Below are 20,129 nucleotides of genomic sequence, written 5' to 3'. Positions count from 1 at the left end.
AACCCGACCATTCCTGCTCACGAAGTCGTCACGCGGCGGGCGCTTCGTCCGCCAGCCCCAGGACGTCGAGGAGCCAGGCGAGCTCGAACGCCCGCTCCTTCCACGAGGCGTACCGGCCGCTGACGCCGCCGTGCCCCGCAGCCATCTCGGTCTTGAGCAGCACCGGAGCGCCGACCTCCCGCAGCTTCGCGGTCCACTTCGCGGGCTCGACGTACAGCACCCGGGTGTCGTTGATGGACGTCACGGCGAGGATCTTCGGGTACTGCACGTCGTCGCGGACGTTCTCGTACGGCGAGTACTCGCTCATGTACCGGTAGACCTCGGGGTCGTGCAGCGGGTCGCCCCACTCGTCCCACTCGATGACCGTCAGCGGCAGGTCGGGGTCGAGGATGCTCGTCAACGCGTCGACGAAGGGCACCGCCGCGAGGATCCCGGCGAACCGTTCCGGGGCGAGGTTCGCCACGGCGCCCATCAGGAGCCCGCCCGCGCTGCCGCCCTCGGCGACGAGCCGGTCGGCGGTGGTGCGTCCGGTGTCGATCAGGTGCGTGGCGACCGCGACGAAGTCGGAGAAGGTGTTCTTCTTCGTGAGGGTCTTGCCGTTCTCGTACCAGTGCCGACCCATCTCGCCGCCACCGCGCACGTGGGCGACGGCGAACACGACGCCGCGGTCGAGCATCGACAGGCGCATGACGCTGAACCCGGGGTCGATCGAGTGCTCGTACGAGCCGTAGCCGTAGAGGTGCAGCGGTGCCGGACGGTCGGTGTCGACCGCGTCACGGCGCCACACGAGGGAGATCGGCACGCGGGTGCCGTCGTCGGCGGTGGCCCAGTCGCGCTCCTGGACGTAGTCGGCCGGGTCGTAGCCGCCGAGCACGGGCTGACGCTTCAGGACCGTGACCTCGCCGGTCGCGAGGTCGAGGTCGCTCACCTCGGACGGGGTGACGAACGACGTGAACCCGATCCGGAGCGTCGGCTGGTCCCACTCCGGGTTGCCACCGAGCCCGGCCGAGAACAGCGCCTCGTCGAAGGGGACCTCGTGCGCGTCACCGTAGCCGTCGCCCTCGATCGGGATGATCGCGACGCGGGGGAGCGCCTCGGACCGGTACTCGAGCGCGAGGTGTCCGGCGAAGGCGTCCACCGCCTCGATCCGACGCTCGGCGTGGTGCGCGACGACGACCCGCCGGTCACGCTCCGACGTGGGGTCGTCCGCGGGGACGTCGACGAGCTCGAAGTTCTCGGCACCGTCGTTGTGCAGGACGAGGAACCGGTCGCTGCCGCCCACGATCGCGTGCTCGATCTCGTACTCGACGCCCTCGCGCCGGGGCCACACGACCTGGAACTCGCCGGTGGGGTCGGCCGCGTCGAGGACGAGCGCCTCGGAGGTGATCTTCGACCCGAGCTCGATCACGATGTACTGCGACGACCGGGTGACCCCGACGCCGACCCAGTAGCGGTCGTCCGGCTCCTCGAACACGACGACGTCGTCGGCCGCCGGGCTGCCCACGGTGTGCCGCCAGATGCGGTCGGGCCGCCAGGAGTCGTCGACGGTCGGGTAGAACACGAAGCGCCCGGACGGGTCGAACGTCGCCCCGGAGCCGGTGTTCGGGATCTCGTCGCCGAGGTCGGTGCCGGTCGTGAGGTCCCGCACGTGCAGGGTGTACCGCTCGTCGCCCTCGACGTCGATGCCGTAGACGAGCCGTGTGCCGTCGTCGCTGATGTCGTAGGAACCCAGCGAGAAGAAGTCGTGCCCGTCCGCGAGCGCGTTGCCGTCGAGGACGACCTGCTCGCCGGGGAGCGTCGCTTCGCCCTCGGTCACCGCCGGCGGGGTCCAGTCGTCCGGGCCGCTGATCGGCGCACGGCAGTGCACGCCGTACTGGCTGCCCTCGGCCGTGCGCGTGAAGTACCACCAGTCGCCCATGCGGACGGGCACCGAGAGGTCGGTCTCCTGCACGCGGTTCTTCACCTCGGCGAAGATCCGGTCGCGCAGTCCGTCGAGGTGCGCCGTCGCCTGTTCGGTGTGGCGGTTCTCGGCTTCGAGGTAGGCCAGGGTGTCCGGCGACTCCTTGTCGCGCAGCCACTCGTAGTCGTCGACGAAGTCGATGCCGTGGTGGGTCCGCGTCACGGGCCGCTTGGCGGCGGTGGGCGGGGTGGCCTGGGCGTGCTCGGTGCTCACCACCCCACCCTATTCGCCCGGTGTGTGACGGCGTCTTGGACGCGGTCGGTGAAGGCCGTCACCTCGTCGGCGACGGCCACCGCGAGCCACGCTCGGCGACGGCGCCGCTCGGTCACCGGCCGCAGCACCCCGGCGCGGCAGAGGTCGTCGGTCACCGTGTCGATCGAGCGGGCGTCGTCGCCGAGCAGCTGCTCGAGGTGGTCCTCGGTGACGACGGGATCGTCGAGGAGGGTCCGGGCGCCCTCGTCGAGGAGCAGCGCCGTGACCGTGGCTTCGTCGCACACCGTGCCGATCGCGATCGCGAGGTCACGGACCCACTCGTCGACGACACCACGACGGTACCGGTCGAGGTGCCAGAAGTACCGGTCCCGCTCGGCGACCAGGGCGGTCGCGACCGGCACCGTGACGGTCCGAGCGAGTCCACGACGCCGGAGCACGGCGGCGACGAGGGCGCGGCCGATCCGCCCGTTGCCGTCGGTGAACGGGTGGATCGACTCGAACTGCGCGTGCGCGATGGCCGCCTGCGCGATCGGGTGCAGGTCGTCGCGGTGGAGGAACGCGAACAGGTCGTCCATCAGCTCGGGCACGAGCGTGGCCGGCGGCGGGACGTGGCGCGCGAGCCGGGGCGTGGCGCCGCCGCCGATCCAGTTCTGCACGTCCCGCCAGCGTCCGGCGTACCGGCCGTCGACCGGGTCGTCGCGCATGAGCCGGTGGTGGGCCGCGAGCAGCGCCCGTTCCGTGATCGTCCCGGACGCCGCGGAGGACACGAGCGTCTCGATCGCCCCGCCGGCACGGACCATCGCCGTCGCGCTGCGGTTTGCCCGGACGCCGACGACGGCCCGCGCGAGGTCGTCGAGCGTGGCGTGCTCGTCCTCGATGCGGGAGGTCGCGACGGCCTCGGTCCGGTCGAGCACGCGACCGAGCACGGCGAGCCGGTCGCCGTGGTGCTCGTCGAGGTGCACGAGCGCGGCGGCGGCGCGGTCGAGCAGCGCTGCGGTGTCGGCGTCCGGGGACCAGGGGAGCCGGGCGATGCGCGGCGGGACCGACGCCACCACCGACGTCGTCTCGCGGTCCTGCCGCGGGCCGCGCACGCTGCTGCGCCAGGGGAGCGTGACGGTGGTGTGGGACGGCCAGGGGTGCTCGGTGCGGGGCATCGGTTCCTCCACGGTGGACGAGACGGGACGACGGGACGACGGGACGACCGGCCGACGACTCGACGCTAGAGCGGCGTCGGCCACCGCCGCGAGGAATCTGCATGTCGTGTGCACGGCCGCGGTGTCCGCCCCCGTCGGTACCGTGGTGGCATGAGCAACTCCTTCGTCGTGACGAACGCACACGTGGTCCCCGTCACCGCCCCCGAGTTCGACGGCGGCGCCGTCGTGGTCGAGGACGGTCGCATCACCGCGATCGGCCCGGACGTCTCGCCCCCGGCCGGGCTGCCGGTCGTCGACGCCGCTGGCGCGTGGCTCGTCCCGGGCTTCGTCGAGTCGCACGGGCACGTCGGCATCCACGAGGAGGCGAACGGCGAGGCGGGCAACGACACGAACGAGATGACCGGCCCGAACATGGCCGGGGTTCGCGCGATCGACGCGATCGACATCGACGACGAGGGCTTCCGCGACGCCCTCGCGGGCGGCATCACCTCGATCGTCGTCAAGCCCGGGTCCGGCAACCCGATCGGCGGCCAGACCGTCGCGATCAAGACCTGGGGCGGCCGCACGATCGACGAGCAGCTCATCTCCGACGCGGTGAGCATCAAGAGCGCGCTGGGCGAGAACCCGAAGCGCGTGTACGGCGGCAAGGGACAGACCCCGTCCACCCGTCTCGGCGTCGCGAAGATCATCCGCGACGCCTTCGTCGAGGCCCAGAACTACCGTGCCGCCCGCGACGCCGCCGCCGCGAAGGGTGACCCGTTCGCCCGCGACCTCACGAAGGAGGCGCTCGTCCGCGTCCTCGACGGCGAGCTCGCGTGGGACCAGCACACGCACCGCCACGACGACATCGCCACCGCGATCCGGCTGGCCGAGGAGTTCGGGTACCGCCTGGTCGTGAACCACGGCACCGAGGCGCACAAGATCGCGCACGTCCTCGCCGAGAAGGACATCCCCGTCATCTACGGCCCGCTCTTCACGAGCCGCTCGAAGGTCGAGCTCCGTGACCGCGGCATCTCGAACCTCGCGGCGATCGCGGCGGCCGGGGTCCGCGTAGCGATCACGACCGACGCCCCGGTCGTCCCGATCGGCATGCTCGTCGACCAGGCCACCGCGGCGGTGAAGGAGGGGCTGCCCCGCCAGACCGCGCTCGAGGCGCTCACGACGAACCCCGCCGACTTCCTCGGGTTCGGGGACCGCGTCGGCCGCCTCGCCGAGGGCTACGACGCCGACCTCGTCCTGTGGGACGGCGACCCGCTCGACGCGACCAGCCGCGCGACGCACGTCTGGATCGAGGGTGAGTCCGTCTTCGAGTGGGCCGACGGCACGGGCGTCACCACGCCGCGCTGGTAGCGACCAGGGTCCGGACTGGAGGCGCGGTGCGGGCCCGCACCGCGCCTCCCGTCCCCCGCCCGCAGGCGGGTCTCAGACCTCGCGCGCCAGCAGGAAGTCGTTGATGCGCGTCGTGAGTTCCGCGTCGATCGCCCGCGCGACACCGTTCACCGACCGGATCGGTGCCGCCTGGCGCACGCTCGAGACGAGCCAGGCCGCGTCCGCCGCGTGGAAGTCGTCCAGTGTGAGGAGCTCGTAGGCGGTCTCGATGCCCGCTTCCTCGGCGAAGCGGAACACGTCCGCCTGCGTCGTCCCGGCGAGGATCCCGATGTCGGTGCGCGGCGTCACGAGCCGCCCGCCGACGGAGAGGACGAGGTTCGCGCGCGTGCCCTCGAGCACGTAGCCGTCCGTCGACACGAACACGGCGTCGTCCGCTCCGCGTCGGCCGGCCTCGCGGAGCGCTGCCATGTTCACCGCGTACGACAGCGTCTTCGCGCCCTGCAGTAGCCACGGAGACGTCCGCTCGACGTCGTGCCGGTAGCCGCGGTCGAGCGTGACGACCGAGATGCCCTCGGTGCGTGCGGCGGTCGAGTCGCCGGACGGTGCCGCGTAGACCCACCCCGTCGGGCGGTCCGTTCCCTCGACGCCGCGGGTGAGGACGGTCTTGACGAAGGCCTCGCGGACCGGGTCGAGCCGGGCGCACACCGCCTCGATCGCCCGGCGCCAGGCGTCGGTGTCGGGTGCGGGCAGGTCGAGCATCGCGGCCGAGCGGCCGAAGCGCGCCAGGTGCGCCTCGAGCGCCTGCGGGTGCCCGTCGATCACGGTGACGGTCTCGAAGACCCCGTCGCCGCGGATGATGCCGAGGTCCTGCACCTGGACGTGCTCCTCGAGGGGCTTCGCCCACGTGAACGCGTCCGCCGACGGGTCGTGCGGCGCGCGGTCGCGGGAGGGCTGGTTCAGGACGGCGAGCACGGTTTCGGTCATGGGGCCATCCAACCGCAGCCCGGCCGGGAACGACCTAGCCGGCTTCGGGGAGCGCGCCCATGAGCTTCCACACCGCCGGCGTCAGCTCGGGGTGCTGCAGCGCGATGCGGCGGAGCCGGTGGTACTCCTCGCCGAGGCGGGTGCCCTGCCCGGAGGCGGGGTGCATCGACCACTGCGCGCTCCGCTGCCCGATCGCGGCGTCCAGCTCGACCGCGTCGGCGCGGAGGATGAGCACGACCTGCTCGTCCACGGTGGGGAGCGTCGGCATGAACTCCCACGGGTCCTCGCCCTGGCGGCTGCGGTGCTCGACGATCATCGAGATCTCCTCGGCTGCCTCGGCGCGCAGCACTTCGAGGCTGCGCCCGGTCCTGCCCGGCTCAGCCATGGTGCCCCCGCAGCGTGCCCGCCATGGAAAAAGCCTACGCCAGAACTTCGGCCAGACTGGACGCGTGACCCCACGCGACCCGAGCAAGTCCCAGCACCCCGCCGTGGTCGTCGTCTACCTCATGCGCGACGGCGAGCGGGGCCCCGAGGTGCTCCTCGGGGAGAAGCGACGCGGCCTCGGGACCGGCCGGCTCGTCGGACCCGGCGGCAAGCGGGAACCGGGGGAGTCCGCCGTCGAGACGGCGGTGCGCGAGGTCGCGGAAGAGGTCGGCCTGCGGATCGACGCGGCGGACCTGGAGGCGCGGGGCACGTTGGACTACCGGTTCCCGTACCGCCCGTCCTGGTCCCAGGTCTCGGACGTCTTCGTCTGCCGCCGCTGGCAGGGCAGCCCGTCGGGCAGCGACGAACTCGAACCCCGCTGGATCCCGGTCGACGCCGTGCCGTTCGACGCGATGTGGGACGACGCGAAGTACTGGCTGCCGGGCGTGCTCGGCGGGGGATCGGTGCGGGCGCGGTTCACGTTCGCCGAGGACGATGCCACGGTGTCGGGCTACACCGGCACCGGGGTGGCAGCGCCGTCGGGACCCTGACCCGTCGCCGTCCCAGCGCGTCGTCTACCGGGTGGGGGTCTGCGTGCGGGTGCTGCCGGTGCGGGCTTCCTCGGCCGCGGCGATGACCTCGGCGTCACCGCTCCGTCCGCCGAGCGGGCGCACGAAGAAGTCGATGATGCCGAACACGATCGCGCCGATCATCGCGAACATCGCCCAGCCGACGAACAGCCCGGCGACGTTGCGGCCGTCGGCGGGGGCGAGCAGCACACTCGCCGCGTAGAACCCGACCGTCAGCACGAGGAACACGACGACGACGGTGACGAGGACGCGGTGCCAGGCGATGCGCGGGTTCATGCCCCCAGGATACGCGCCCTGCGCGGGCGATCCGGGCGTCGGTCGTGTCGATGCGCGTGCACCGTGCGACATGACGCGAGTCGATCGACTGGCACAGTGTCGAAGGGTGCACGTGCATCGGATGCGTGTGCACCGTTCGACATCGTGCCCGTCGATCGACGCGTGCGATGTCGGAACATGCACACGCACGGGCGCCGCACACGCACGGGCGCCGCGCGCGCGGGGCTGCGCGCGCAGCCCGGGGCTCAGCGGTCCGCGTGCCGACCGTGCGGGCGCTCGCCGGCGCCGTCGGCGGGGCGACCCGTGGCGTCGGCGCGACCCGGTGCCCTGGACCCGTCCGCCCGTGGGACGGGACGGGTGCGGGGGCCGGTCGCCGCGCCTCCTGGACGCTGCACCGGACCGGTGCGGTCCCCACGGACGACGGGGATGCGACCCGTGGGCGTGGTCTCGGTCTCGAGGCCGTCGCGACCGCCCATGAAGACGTCGCCGCCGACGCGTTCGTCCTCCCAGTCGTCGTCGTGGAGGACGCTCAGCGTGCCGGTCTCGGTCGAGGTGAGCCCGTGGCGCTCGAGCTCGGCGTCGCGCTGCTTGCCGAGGAACTCGCGGTTCGCGGTCTGGGCGTCCTGGAACATCGTCGTGCGGCCGGTGACGATGGCACGGATGCGTCGGCGCTCCCACCACTGCTTGCCGAAGTACATGAGGACGAGTCCGGCGCCGGCGTAGCAGGCCATCGTGATGAGGCCGCGCGAGTACGACGGGCCGACGCCGTAGATCTGGTGCTTGATCATGTCGACCATGCTCGAGCCGACGACGACGTTGTTGAGCCACGCGAACGGCTCCGGCATGAACCACTTCGGGTAGGCGCCGCCGGACGACGGCATCGACAGGAAGACGAAGCAGATCATGGCCGGCGCGGCGATGAACCGGCCGACGAAGTAGCTCAGCCCGTTGACGGCGAGGCCGATCGCGACGATCCAGCCCCAGGCGATGAGGACGAGCTCGATCCAGTGTCCGTGGATGGCGCCGACCACGGGCCCGGCGAGGGTGTTCGTGATGAGCGAGATGACCAGGCCACCGACGACGATGACGGCCATGCGCGTGCGGTGCCGGAGCGGGCCGCCCATGATGCCGATGAACATCGCGACCATGTAGCCGCCGATGCACCAGGCGAGCATGACGTACATGGCGACGGTGCCGTACTCGTCCCAGGCGGGCAGCGGAGCCAGTTCGGTCACGGTGGGGGCTGCCACCCCGATGCCGGTCAGGACGGTTGTCAGCGTCACGGGGACGAGCGAGGCGACCTGGAACTGGTGCGCGGTGGCCTTGAAGACCTCGTTCGTCGAGGGGTCGTACGCCACGGCCATGGTGCCGGCGAGCACGTCGCGCTTCGCCTGCGCGAGGGAGTCGTAGGTGTGGAAGAGGTACTCGCCCGGGAGTGCCTTCTGCATCGCGGCCACCAGGGTCGGGTCGCTGCCGACGAGTGCCACGGGGACGTCGTGCGGGTGCGGGGCGTGGAACGCGAAGACGTAGCAGAGGCAGAAGCCGACGATGAAGAACAGCGGCATCCAGAGCTGCAGGCCGATCAACTGGAGCGACGGGTGCAGCGTCCCGAACCAGCGCCGGTAGCCGCTGATGCGCTGCGGTTCCGGGACGGGTGCCTGCCGGACGCGACCGGAACTACCGGAGCCGGTTCGGGTCGGCCGGGTGCCGGCGACCGGGGCACCGCGTCGGGGCTTCGAACCACCGCGGGTGGACGGACGTGTCGTGCGCTGCTTGGGAGCGGATGACTGCCGCGGCCCCCCGTCACGATCCGGGAGGTCGTTGTTCCTGGGGACGTCGTTCCGCGGCGTGCTCACTCGGCGATGCGCTCCTGTTCTGGGTCGGGCCGCCAGGATACGCCCGGGATCCTGGTCGCGGTCAGGACCGGCTGCGCGACGCCTGTGCCGAGTCCATCGCGAGTTCCTCGGCGTCGAGGGTCACGAGCACGCGGCGCATGACCTCCTCGTCGAGGTTGCCCTTCTCGCGTTCCTCGAGCACGATCTCGCGGCGACGGTCGAGCAGTTCCCGCCGGATGTCCTGGATCTGGGCACCCCGCAGGCGGACCGGGGCGTTGCGCTCCTCGTCCTCCTCTTCCTCGGCGTCGCGGCGGAACGTCTCCGCCTGGCGCTCGAGCCGGGCCTTGAGCCGGTTCACGACGGCATCGACGGCCTCGTCGCCGTACTGCTTCGACCAGTCCGGACGTCGCTTCTCGAGCAGCTCGATCGCGGCCTCGGTCGTGCGCTGGTTGAGGCGCATCTCGCTGCGGACGTCCTCCTCGCCCTCGGCCGGGTCCTGCACCTTGAGCGACCGGATCACGAACGGCAGGGTGAGTCCCTGGAGCAGGAGGGTCCCCACCGTCACGATGAACGCGATGATGAAGATGGTGTCCTGGGCCTTGATGTCGACCGGGTTCGCCACGACCGACACGGCGGCGGCGAGGGTCACCACGCCACGCATGCCCGTCCACGAGATGACGGTCAGCTCGCGCCAGTTGAGTTTCGGTTCCGCCGAGCCGCGCATCCACCGCAGGGACGGGTGGCCGCGGGACAGCCGGATGCGCAGGGGTCGGAACCACCTGCCGTTGAAGCGGTTGCGCACGTAGGACTCGAACACGAAGAGCGGCCGCACGAGGATCACCACCACGAGCACCACGGCCGCGGCGGTCAGGGTCTGCCCGAGGCTGCGCTCGCTCTCGACGAGGTCCTGCACGACGGTGTTGAGCTGGAGCCCGATCAGGGCGAAGACGAACCCCTCGAGGATGACGTCGATGCTCGTCCAGAGCGGGCGCTCCTGCAGCCGGGTCGCGTAGCCCTCCTTCGGCGAGTTGTAGCCGATGTAGAGGCCGGCGGTCACCACCGCGATCACCCCGGAGCCGGAGAGGTCCTCGGCGAGGATGTACGCGACGAACGGCAGCAGGATGCTCATGATCGTCTCGACCACCGGGTCGTTGATCCGCATCCGGATCCAGTGCACCGCGACGCCGAGGACGATGCCGACCGCCAGCCCGACGCCGATCGCGAGGCCGAAGATCCCGAGGTCCTGCCAGATCGTGAGCGAGGTGCCCGCCGCGATCAGGGTGAACACGCGCACGAGCGTCAGGGACGCGGCGTCGTTGATGAGGCTCTCGCCGGACAGCACCGTCATCACGCGGCGGGGGAGCCCGAGCTTCCGGCCGATCGCGGCGGCCGACACCGCGTCCGGCGGGGCGACGATCGCGCCGAGCAGGATCGCCGCGGGCCAGTCCATGTCGGGGATGATGATGTACGCCGCGAGGCCGACGGCCAGTGCCGTGATGATCACGAGGAAGATGCCGAGTCGACGGATCTGCTTGATCGACTGCCGGAAGCTCTGCCACGACACGTCGAGCGCCGCCGAGTAGAGCAGCGGCGGCAGGATGATCGTCAGGATGACCTCGGAGTCGATCTCGATCGGCGGGAGGCCCGGCAGGAACGACGCGGCCAGGGCGACGGCCGTCACGAGCAGTGGCGCCGGCAGTCCCTTGGCCCGAGCGAACCCCGTCACCGCGAGCGATCCGACCAACAGGATGAGGAGCTCGACGGTGTCCATGCCGTCCATTCTCCCATCGGAATGGTTCCGGATCTGAACGAGTCCGAAGGCGACATGAACAGCAGGTGTCCGACAGGGTTTGCCAGGCGGCGTCCAGCCTGGGACACTTGCCCGCGGTGGACATCACACTCATAGTCGTCCTGGTCATCGCGTTGGCCCTCTTCTTCGACTTCACAAACGGTTTTCACGACACCGCCAACGCGATGGCGACCCCGATCGCCACCGGTGCGATGAAGCCCAAGGTGGCCGTCACGGTCGCCGCGGTGCTCAACCTCGTCGGTGCGTTCCTCAGCACCGCGGTGGCGACGTCGATCTCGCACGGCCTCATCAACGAGGGGCCCGGAGGCGTGGCGATCAGCCCGGAGATGATCTTCGCCGGGCTCATCGGGGCGGTCGTCTGGAACATGATCACGTGGCTGCGCGGCCTGCCGTCGTCGTCCTCGCACGCGCTGTTCGGCGGGCTCATCGGTGCCGCGATCGTCGGTGCGGGGTTCAACGCCGTCAACTACGCGGCCCTGCTGACGGTGGTGATCATCCCCGCGTTCCTCTCGCCGGTGATCGCCGCGCTGGTCTCGTTCCTGTCCACGCGGATCGCGTACCGGATCACCCGGCGCCCGGTCTTCCCGAACGAGCGCGGCGGCTTCCGCATCGGCCAGGTCTTCACGAGCTCGATGGTGTCGCTCGCGCACGGCACGAACGACGCCCAGAAGACGATGGGCGTCATCACGCTGACCCTCATCGCCTCGGGTGCGCAGTCGTCCGAGCAGGGCGTGCAGTTCTGGGTCGTCATCGCCTGCGCCCTGGCGATCGCCCTCGGCACGTACACCGGCGGGTGGCGCATCATCCGCACGCTCGGGTCCGGCATCACCGAGATCCGCGCGACGCAGGGGTTCGCGGCCGAGGCGTCGACCGCGGCGACGATCCTCGCCTCGAGCCACCTCGGCTTCGCGCTGTCCACCACGCAGGTGTCCTCCGGCTCGATCATCGGCGCCGGTCTGGGCCGCCGCGGGTCGAAGATCCAGTGGTCCACCGCCGGCAAGATCGTGATCGCCTGGTTCATCACCCTCCCGGCAGCCGCTGCCGTCGGCGCGGTCGCGTCCGGCATCGCCCGCCTCGGCGTCACGGGCCTCGTCATCGACGCGGTCGTCGGCGCCGCGGTGATCCTCGGGCTCTACCTGTGGTCGCTCCGCAAGCCGCACGAGCAGGCCGCCGCGATCGAGGTGGACGTCGCCGCCAACGCGGTGTTCACCCGCAAGGAGCTGCGTGACCTGCAGCGGAAGAAGCGCGCCGAGACCGTCGCCGCGCGTCGAGCCGAGCTGAGCCGCGAGCGCACCCTGCGCCGCATGGCCGGCCGCAAGGGAGGACGACGCTGATGGGGATCGACTGGTTCGCGTTCCTGACGGTCGCGATCGTGTCGCTCGTCGGCGCGTGCTTCGTGGTCACCGTGTACTCGATCGGCCTCCGCTTCTGGAGCGCCGCCGACACCCGCGCCGGCAAGTTCACCGTGAAGGACGACGGCACGATCGGTCCGGCGACGGTCGGGTTCCCGCACCCGTCGAACGTCACGACCGCCGTGCGCTGGTTCCGGACGCTGTCCGTCGCCTGCTTCGTCGTCTGCGGCGCGGCCGTCCTCTACGGCATCTACCTCATCGTCCCGCAGTTCCACTGACGCATCCCGCGCCGACCGGCGTGCGTGCCCTGGGCGCGACCCCCTGACGGCCTGGAGGCACGGTGCCGACCCGCACCGCGCCTCCAGGCCGTCACCGCGCGCGTCCACCGCGCCACCCGCGACGTCCTCGCACGTCGCGACGCGCCCGCCCGGGCCGGGGCCCGGCCCCGACCGGCCGGACGGGCTACCCTCGTGGGCGTGACCGGCAACGAAGCAGCACAGACCCGTACCGAGACCGACTCCCTGGGGTCGCGTGACGTCCCAGCGGACGCGTACTGGGGCATCAACACCCTCCGCGCCCTCGAGAACTTCCCCATCACCTCGGTGCCGATCGCGGTCTACCCGGACCTCATCGAGGCCCTCGCGACCGTCAAGCAGGCGGCCGCCCGGGCGAACAAGGCGATCGGGGTGCTCGACGCCGAGCGTGCCGACGCCATCGACCGTGCCGCGCAGGAGGTCCGCGACGGCTCGCTCCGGGACCAGTTCGTCGTCGACATCGTGCAGGGCGGTGCCGGTACCTCGACGAACATGAACACGAACGAGGTGCTCGCGAACCGCGCCCTCGAGCTCCTCGGCCGCGAGAAGGGCGACTACGGGTACCTGCACCCGATCGACCACGTCAACCGCAGCCAGTCGACGAACGACACGTACCCGACGAGCATCAAGCTCGCGATGATCCTCGGCGTGCGGCGGCTCGTGTCGCAGCTCGAGGCGCTGTCCGACGCCTTCGCGGAGCGCGGGCACGCCTTCCAGGACGTGCTGAAGATCGGGCGCACCCAGCTGCAGGACGCGGTGCCGATGACCCTCGGGCAGGAGTTCACCGGCTTCTCGCACACCATCCAGGAGGACGTCCTCCTGCTCAAGACGGTCATGCCGCTGCTCGCCGAGACGAACCTCGGCGCGACGGCGATCGGCACGGGCATCACGGCCGACCCCCAGTACCGCGACGAGGTCCGCCGCCAGCTGCAGGTCGCGTCCGGGCTCGACATCGTGACGGCCCCGGACCTCATCGAGGCGACGAGCGACGCCGGCGCGTTCATGACCCTCTCCGGCACCGTGAAGCGGAGCGCGGCGAAGCTCTCGAAGATCTGCAACGACCTGCGGCTGCTGGCCTCGGGTCCGCAGGCCGGCCTGGGGGAGATCACGCTCCCGGCCCGGCAGGCGGGGTCCTCGATCATGCCGGGCAAGGTGAACCCGGTCATCCCCGAGGTCGTGAACCAGATCGCGTTCGCCGTCGTGGGGGCGGACACCACGGTCACGATGGCGGCCGAGGGCGGGCAGCTGCAGCTCAACGCGTTCGAGCCGATCATCGCCCACTCGATCCTGCAGTCGCTGCAGTGGATGGCGAGCGGGTGCGCGACGCTCCGGGTGAACTGCGTGGCCGGGATCGAGGCGAACGAGGCGAAGCTTGCAGCACAGGTGGACACGAACGTCGGCGTCGTCACCGCGCTCACGCCGTACATCGGGTACGCGGCCGCGGCGTCGATCGCGCACACGGCGTTGACGACCTCGACGCCCATCTCGACGCTCGTGACCGCGGCGGGGCTCATGGAGGAGGACCAGGTCCAGCGCGTCCTGAGCCCGGCGCGGCTGTCGGGCATCGAGCTGGCGACGGGGGCGATCCCGGTCGTCACCGAGGAGATGCTCGACCGGGCGGCGCGCGAGCGCTGACGCGGGGCGCCGCGCCTCCGCAGTGTGCGAGGTTCCGCGCACGGTGCGGGGCAATCGCGCTCCCACACCGGTCGGAACCTCGCACACTGCGATCGCGGGCTCGCACCGTGCGAGCAGCGTTCACCCGGTGCCTACGGCATCGGCGGCTCGCCGACCCGCACCTGCCGGGACAGGTCCCGCAGGTGTTCCGCCGCCTCGGCCTGGGCGGGATCGGCGTCGTCCTCGGCCGCCCGCTGCGCCGCGATCGTCCGGACGTGGTGCGCGGCGGCGATGTCGGCGTCCCGCCACCGGGCGAGCGTGAAGTTCCGTGTGACGTCCCGCAGCGGCAGCCGGATGGACTCGTCGGCCTCGATCCCGGCGAGGAGCTGGCGCATCCGGATCACCTCGGAGTCGAGCTCACCGCCCACCACGAGCACGAAGTTCGAGATGTACAGGTACACGAGCAGCAGGATCGCGCCACCGAGCCACCCGTAGGCCTTGTTGCCGCCGCCGATCGTCTCGACGTAGAGCGAGAACCCCAGCGTCGCCAGTGCCCACGTCACGATGGCGAACCCGGCACCGGCGGACACCCACCGCAGCTGCGGCGTCTTCACGTTCGGCGTCGCGTAGTACAGCACCGCGACCATCACGACGAGGTCGGCGGCGAGGATCGGCCACTTCACCACGTTCCAGAGGTCGTCGATCCACGGCGCCCACCCGAACGACCGGATGACCGCGGCGGAGATCGTCGGGGTGCCGAGCAGGATCACGATCGCGATCGCACCGCCGGCCATCACGAGCAGCGTGACGAGGAGCATCATGCTGCGGAACTTCCAGATGCGACGCCCCTCCTCGACCTCGTAGGCGGTGTTCATCGCCCGGCCGAACGCCGTCGCGTACCCGGAGAGCGACCACAGCGTCAGCACGACGCCGATCGCGAAGCCGAGCCACGGGTTGTCCAGGGTGAGGAGCTGCCGGAGCGGACCCTCGAGGTGCGACGCCGTCTCGGGGCGGACGATGAACCCGAGGATCCCGATGATGTCCTCGAGGCTGTCGCCCTGCCGGTCCACGATCGACAGGGCCGACACCACGGTCAGCGTCGTCGGGAACACCGTGAGCAGCGCGAAGAACGTCAGCGACGCCGCCGCGTCGACGACGCGGTGCCGGATGACCGAGTGGTAGGTGCGCCGGACCACGGCGCGGACTCCCGTCCGCTGGAGGTCGCGCGATGCGCTGTCCGGCATGCGTTGTACGGTACCCGACACCTGCGGGCCAGGAGGCGCGGTGGCAGCCCGCACCGCGCCTCCCGTCCGGTCGACGGTCGCGTCCGGCGGCCGCTCCGCTCGTCAGTTCGCGTGCGGGTGCCGTGCGTCGTACCGGCGGAAGGACGGCACCGCGCGGAGGAGCAGCGCGACCAGGCCGATGATCAGCACGCCGCCGATGATCGGCGGGTACGCGATGCCGGCGGCGACCACGAGCCCCGCGTAGAGGTCGCCCAGCCGCGGTCCACCGGTGACGACGACGATGAAGATGCCCTGCAGGCGTCCGCGCATGCCGTCCGGGGAGGCGGCCTGCAGGATCGTGTTCCGGAACACCGAGCTGACGTTGTCCGCGCCGCCGGCCGCCGCGAGGAAGAGTGCCGCGAGGCCGAGCGCGGGCAGGATGCCGGTGCTGAACGCGTCGCCCTCGCGGCCGCCGAGCGCGTGGGCACAGGCGATGACCACGCCGAACGCCGCGATCGCGCCACCGTAGGCGGTGATCGCCCAGCCGACCGCCTCGCCCTGGCGGCGGACGTGTCCGAGCGGACCGGAGAACACGCTCGAGAGCAGGGCTCCGATCGCGTACGCCGCGGTGAGGGTGCCGACGGTGATCGACCCGCCGCCGATCACGAGCGCACCGATCGCGGGGAAGAGCACGCGGGGCTGCCCGAACGTCATCGCGACGATGTCGAGCACGAACGTCATGGTGATGTTCCGCGACCGTCGGAGGAACCGCGCCCCCTCGACGAGCGAGCTGAGCCCCGGACGGAGCGCGTCCCGGTCGGCGGCCATCCGCGGCAGGGTGAACACCCCGAGGAACGCGAACGTGAACAGGACCACGTCGATCGTGTACGTCGGGGCGAAGCCGACGGCCGCGATGAGCACGCCCGCGACCGCGGGACCCACCGTGACCTGGAACCCCGAGGCGATGCCGCCGAGGGCGCTCGCCGCCGGCAGCAGGTCCGTGCCCACGAGCCGGGGCACGATCGCGGAGCGGGACGCGTTGCTCACGGTCGCGGCGACGGCGTTGACCGTGGCGAGGACGTAGAGCAGGGCGACGCTGTGCAGTCCGAGCCAGGCGTGCGTGGCGATCAGGGCCACGGCGGCCCAGGCGATCACGGCGGACACGAGTGCGACGGTGCGCCGGTCGAACGCGTCGGCGAGCATCCCGCCGTAGAGGCCGGCGACGATCATCGGCAGGAGCGCGATCACGCCGACGAGGGCGACCGCGAAGGTGGAGCCGGTGATGTCGTAGACCTCGAGGCCGACGGCGACGGTGGTCATCTGCGTGCCGATGCCGGCGATGGCGGTGCCGAGCCAGAGCCGGGCGAACGCGGGGGAGCGGCGGAGCGGGGTGAGGTCGGCGAGGAGACGGCGTCGGCGCTCGCCGGTCGGTGTGGATGATGTCACGGTGGAACCATTCTGGGGGCTGCGGCGCCGTCCGTGGACGTGCGGGGCCGTGTCCGCGCTCTCTGGTTGACTGGCGGGCATGACTGACCTGAACAGCAAGCCCGAGTTCGACGCCCCCGAGGGCCCCGCCCCCACCGAGCTCGTCATCACCGACATCGTCGAGGGCTCCGGCGACGTGGCCTCCGCCGGGTCGACCGTCAAGGTGCACTACGCCGGCGTCGAGTACGAGACCGGCGAGGAGTTCGACAGCTCGTGGAACCGCGGCGAGCCGATCGACTTCCCGCTCGCCGCCCTGGTGCGCGGCTGGCAGGAGGGCATCCCCGGCATGAAGGTGGGCGGGCGCCGCAAGCTCGTCGTCCCGCCGGAGCTCGCCTACGGCCCCGCCGGCGGTGGCCACTTCCTGTCCGGCAAGACCCTGATCTTCGTCATCGACCTGCTCGGGGTCCGCTGATGCAGGTCGGCGCACCGACCATCGAGCTGAACGACGGACACCGGTTCCCGGAGCTCGGCCTCGGCACCTACGGGCTGAACGGCGACGAGGGCGCCGCGGCCGTCGGGACGGCGATCGCGGGCGGCTACCGGCTGCTCGACACCGCGCTCAACTACGGCAACGAGGACGCCGTCGGCAAGGCCGTCCGCGAGTCGGAGGTGGCACGCGAGGACCTCGTCGTCACGTCGAAGCTCCCCGGCCGCCACCACGGCTACGACGAGGCGCACCGCTCGGTCGACGAGACCCTCGGCAACCTGGGCCTCGACTCGGTCGACCTGTACCTGATCCACTGGCCGAACCCGTCGGTGGACAAGTTCGTCGACACGTGGAAGGCCTTCGTCGACCTCCGCGACAGCGGCAAGGTCCGCTCGATCGGCGTCTCGAACTTCACCCCGGAGCACCTGCGTCGCATCGTGGACGCCACGGGTGTCGCCCCGGCCGTGAACCAGGTCGAGCTGCACCCGTACTTCCCGCAGGGCGAACTGCGGAAGGTGCACCAGGAGCTCGGCATCGTGACCGAGAGCTGGAGCCCCCTCGCGAAGCGGTCGGAACTCCTCACGGAGCAGCCGATCGTCGACGCCGCCGCCGCGCACGGGGTCACCCCCGGGCAGGTCGTGCTCCGCTGGCACGTGCAGATCGGTGCCGTCCCGGTGCCGAAGTCCGGCGACGCGGCCCGGCAGCGCGAGAACCTCGACGTCTTCGGCTTCGAGCTGACCGACGCCGAGGTCGCGGCGATCTCCGGCCTCGAGCGCGGACGCCTCTGGGACGGCGACCCGGACACGCACGAAGAGATGTAGGAAGCCTCACTTCGGGATGGGGGGACTACACTGGGTCCCCCTGTCCCGAAGGGTTGTGTGTGTCAGAACCGACCGAGATCGACCGCGAGCGCGGCTACGTGGACGGCCTGTTCGGCCGTCTCGACGAGCTGACCGCCGAGGCCGAGCAGCGTCTCGCCGAAACCCGCCGTCAAGCGGTCGGCGGGAACCACCAGAGCCGCAGTGAACGCGACGCGTACGCCCGGCTCTACGAGGACACCATCGCGACGCTCGAGCGCGTCGGCGACCGCCTGGTCTTCGGGCGGCTCGAGGTGTCCGAGCCGGACAGCGACGAGGACTCGTTCCGCTACATCGGCCGCGTGGGCCTGCGGGACCGCGACCACCGACCGCTCCTGCTCGACTGGCGCGTCCCCGGTGCCAGCGCCTTCTACCAGGCGACCGCCGCGCACCCGATGGGCATGCGCGCCCGCCGGCACCTGACCCTGGACGGGCGCAGCGTCGTCGGCATCGAGGACGAGGTCTTCGACGCCACGCTCTACGACGACGAGCGCACGCACCTGCAGGGCGAGGGCGCGCTCCTCGCCGCGGTCACCGCCGAGCGCACCGGCCGGATGACGGACATCGTCGCGACGATCCAGGGCGAGCAGGACCGGATCATCCGCTCCCCGCTCGAGGGCGTGCTCATCGTCCAGGGCGGCCCCGGTACGGGCAAGACCGCCGTGGCCCTGCACCGTGCGGCCTACCTGCTGTACTCGTACCGCGAGCGGCTCCGGGGGTCCGGCGTGCTCATGGTCGGCCCGTCGCCGGCGTTCCTGACCTACATCGAGCAGGTGCTCCCGTCGCTCGGTGAGACCGGCGTGGTGATGGCCTCGCTCGGCTCGCTCTACCCGGGCGTGCACGCGACGAAGCACGACCAGCGCGACGTCGCCGCGGTGAAGGGCTCGGCCGAGATGGCGCAGCTGCTCCGTCGCGCGGTGCGGTCCCGCCAGGTCGTCCCGACCGAGTCGGTCACGCTCGACGTCGAGGGGGAGCGGCTCGTCGTGCCGCCCGAGCTCGTCGCCGACGCCATGAAGCGTGCGCAGGACCGCGGGAAGCCCCACAACGCCGCCCGCGTCACGTTCAACAAGACCGCGCTCGACGCCATGACGCGGTTGCTCGCCGAGCAGCTCCGCCAGCGCGGGACCACCGTCGACGAGGCGGACGAGAAGGTCCTGCGCGAGGACATCCGGTCGTCGTACGACGCCCGCGTGCTCCTCAACACCGCGTGGCTGCCGCTGCCGCCGGAGAAGCTCCTCGAGGACCTGTACGCCCGGCCGAACTGGCTCGCCTCGCTCACCCCCCACTGGACCCCGGAGCGCCGCGCGCTGCTGCTGCGTGAGCGGGGAGCCGCGTTCACGGTCGAGGACGTCCCGCTCCTCGACGAGGCCGCCGAGCTCCTCGGCCCGTTCGACCCCACGGGCGGGGCGGCCAAGCGTGCGGCGAAGGCCAGCCGCAACCGCGACATCGAGAACGCCCGCCAGGCCATCGAGAACATGGGCGTCGAGGGCATCGTCACCGCCGAGCAGGTCGCCGGCTCGTTCGCCGAGGGCGGCGACCCCCGCTCCACCGCCGAGCGCGCCGCCGAGGACCGCGAGTGGACCTACGGCCACATCGTCGTCGACGAGGCGCAGGAGCTCTCCCCGATGCAGTGGCGGGTGCTCGCCCGCCGGAACCCGCTCCGCTCGTTCACGATCGTGGGGGACATGGCGCAGGGGTCCTCACCCGGGGCCGCCCGCACGTGGGACGACGTCGTCGGCGCCCTCGCCCGTCGTCGTCGGGGCCGCGCGCCCCAGGTGCCCATCGAGCACCGCGTCGAGGAACTCACCGTCAACTACCGCACGCCGCGCTCGATCGTCGAGGCCGCCGGGGCCTTCGCGGACGCCGCCGGCCTCGCAGTGACCCGGACCGAGGCCGTGCGCGACGGCGACCCCGTGGTGCGCGTCACGTCCAGCCGGGCCGAGGTGCTCGACACGGTCGCCGCGATCGTCGGCAGCGAGCGGGAGCACATCGGGGCCGGCACGATCGGCGTCATCGTGCCCGAGGCCGACGTGGACGCGGTCCGCGAGCGGTTGGCCCGGACCGAGGTGGACGTCCGGTCCCTCGGGTCGCCCCGGCCGGGGTCCGTCACGGTGCTCACGGGTGCCGATGCGAAGGGCCTCGAGTTCGACGGGGTGCTGCTGGTCGACCCGGAGCGGGTCGGTGCGGACGCGGCGCGTGCGGCTGCCGCCGTGTACGTCGCCATGACGCGCCCGACGCGCCGCCTGACCGTCGTCGACGTCGCGTGAGCGCGGCGCGCGTCAC

17 protein-coding genes are annotated in these 20,129 nt (G+C 71.7%); 8 read left to right on the top strand and 9 right to left on the bottom strand.

What is annotated here, in order from left to right; translation table 11 throughout:
* Positions 1-28 precede the first annotated feature (28 nt).
* Together BIV01_RS01345 and BIV01_RS01340 are read right to left on the bottom strand one after the other, a co-directional pair.
* A complete protein-coding gene (locus BIV01_RS01345) occupies positions 29-2,173 on the bottom strand; it encodes a S9 family peptidase (RefSeq protein WP_071301750.1) in 2,145 nt (714 codons plus the stop codon).
* Positions 2,170-3,327, bottom strand: a complete 1,158-nt coding sequence (locus BIV01_RS01340) for a Fic family protein (RefSeq protein ID WP_071301691.1) — start codon at positions 3,325-3,327, stop codon at positions 2,170-2,172. Before BIV01_RS01340 ends, BIV01_RS01345 begins: the two co-directional genes overlap by 4 nt.
* Before the next feature lie 150 nt (positions 3,328-3,477).
* Between BIV01_RS01340 and BIV01_RS01335 the strand changes: the two genes are divergently transcribed.
* Positions 3,478-4,677, top strand: a complete 1,200-nt coding sequence (locus tag BIV01_RS01335; RefSeq protein ID WP_071301690.1) for an amidohydrolase — start codon at positions 3,478-3,480, stop codon at positions 4,675-4,677.
* A gap of 72 nt (positions 4,678-4,749) precedes the next feature.
* Here BIV01_RS01335 and BIV01_RS01330 read toward each other — a convergent pair whose 3' ends face one another.
* Both BIV01_RS01330 and BIV01_RS01325 read right to left on the bottom strand, forming a co-directional pair.
* Positions 4,750-5,640 (bottom strand): aminodeoxychorismate lyase, encoded by an 891-nt coding sequence (locus BIV01_RS01330; protein ID WP_071301689.1) that lies wholly within the window; start codon positions 5,638-5,640, stop codon positions 4,750-4,752.
* Positions 5,641-5,674: 34 nt separating this feature from the next.
* Entirely contained in the window at positions 5,675-6,025 is a 351-nt protein-coding gene (locus BIV01_RS01325; RefSeq protein WP_070416534.1) for a tryptophan synthase subunit alpha, read from the bottom strand.
* A 64-nt stretch (positions 6,026-6,089) separates the two neighbouring features.
* Between BIV01_RS01325 and BIV01_RS01320 the strand changes: the two genes are divergently transcribed.
* On the top strand, positions 6,090-6,614 hold the full coding sequence (locus BIV01_RS01320; protein WP_175473610.1) for an 8-oxo-dGTP diphosphatase: 525 nt from the start codon (positions 6,090-6,092) through the stop codon (positions 6,612-6,614).
* Between the two features lie 24 nt (positions 6,615-6,638).
* Here the strand turns inward: BIV01_RS01320 and BIV01_RS01315 are convergent, their stop codons facing one another.
* The 3 genes from BIV01_RS01315 to BIV01_RS01305 form a co-directional block, all read right to left on the bottom strand.
* On the bottom strand, positions 6,639-6,929 hold the full coding sequence (locus BIV01_RS01315; RefSeq protein WP_071295411.1) for a hypothetical protein: 291 nt from the start codon (positions 6,927-6,929) through the stop codon (positions 6,639-6,641).
* 245 nt (positions 6,930-7,174) lie between these two features.
* A complete protein-coding gene (locus BIV01_RS01310; RefSeq protein WP_139199158.1) occupies positions 7,175-8,515 on the bottom strand; it encodes an ABC transporter permease in 1,341 nt (446 codons plus the stop codon).
* A 331-nt stretch (positions 8,516-8,846) separates the two neighbouring features.
* Positions 8,847-10,535, bottom strand: coding sequence for a cation:proton antiporter (locus BIV01_RS01305; protein ID WP_071295413.1), 1,689 nt, complete (start codon positions 10,533-10,535; stop codon positions 8,847-8,849).
* Between the two features lie 116 nt (positions 10,536-10,651).
* Here BIV01_RS01305 and BIV01_RS01300 point away from each other — a divergent pair, with 116 nt between their 5' ends.
* From BIV01_RS01300 to BIV01_RS01290, 3 genes are all read left to right on the top strand, one after another.
* Entirely contained in the window at positions 10,652-11,908 is a 1,257-nt protein-coding gene (locus BIV01_RS01300; RefSeq protein WP_083294992.1) for an inorganic phosphate transporter, read from the top strand.
* Positions 11,908-12,204 carry a hypothetical protein gene (locus BIV01_RS01295; protein WP_071301687.1) on the top strand — a complete coding sequence of 99 codons (297 nt, stop codon included), beginning with the start codon at positions 11,908-11,910 and terminating at the stop codon, positions 12,202-12,204. The genes BIV01_RS01300 and BIV01_RS01295 overlap by 1 nt, the downstream gene beginning before the upstream one ends.
* A gap of 198 nt (positions 12,205-12,402) precedes the next feature.
* Positions 12,403-13,875 (top strand): aspartate ammonia-lyase, encoded by a 1,473-nt coding sequence (locus BIV01_RS01290; protein WP_070419138.1) that lies wholly within the window; start codon positions 12,403-12,405, stop codon positions 13,873-13,875.
* A gap of 131 nt (positions 13,876-14,006) precedes the next feature.
* Here the strand turns inward: BIV01_RS01290 and BIV01_RS01285 are convergent, their stop codons facing one another.
* Positions 14,007-15,098: a YihY/virulence factor BrkB family protein gene (locus tag BIV01_RS01285; protein ID WP_071301686.1), complete on the bottom strand. Its 1,092-nt coding sequence runs from the start codon at positions 15,096-15,098 to the stop codon at positions 14,007-14,009.
* Positions 15,099-15,200: 102 nt separating this feature from the next.
* Positions 15,201-16,523: an MFS transporter gene (locus BIV01_RS01280; RefSeq protein ID WP_083403314.1), complete on the bottom strand. Its 1,323-nt coding sequence runs from the start codon at positions 16,521-16,523 to the stop codon at positions 15,201-15,203.
* Between the two features lie 79 nt (positions 16,524-16,602).
* Here BIV01_RS01280 and BIV01_RS01275 point away from each other — a divergent pair, with 79 nt between their 5' ends.
* The 3 genes from BIV01_RS01275 to BIV01_RS01265 are packed head-to-tail and all read left to right on the top strand — an operon-like array spanning position 16,603 to position 20,113.
* A complete protein-coding gene (locus BIV01_RS01275; RefSeq protein WP_092094011.1) occupies positions 16,603-16,974 on the top strand; it encodes an FKBP-type peptidyl-prolyl cis-trans isomerase in 372 nt (123 codons plus the stop codon).
* Entirely contained in the window at positions 16,974-17,810 is an 837-nt protein-coding gene (locus tag BIV01_RS01270) for an aldo/keto reductase (RefSeq protein ID WP_071301685.1), read from the top strand. The genes BIV01_RS01275 and BIV01_RS01270 overlap by 1 nt, the downstream gene beginning before the upstream one ends.
* Positions 17,811-17,869: 59 nt before the next feature.
* Positions 17,870-20,113 carry a HelD family protein gene (locus BIV01_RS01265; RefSeq protein WP_175473609.1) on the top strand — a complete coding sequence of 748 codons (2,244 nt, stop codon included), beginning with the start codon at positions 17,870-17,872 and terminating at the stop codon, positions 20,111-20,113.
* Positions 20,114-20,129: the final 16 nt, after the last annotated feature.

The organism is Curtobacterium sp. MCBA15_013 (assembly GCF_001865095.1).
Classification (GTDB): Bacteria; Actinomycetota; Actinomycetes; order Actinomycetales; family Microbacteriaceae; genus Curtobacterium.
This window is presented reverse-complemented; position numbering and strand designations above follow the sequence as displayed.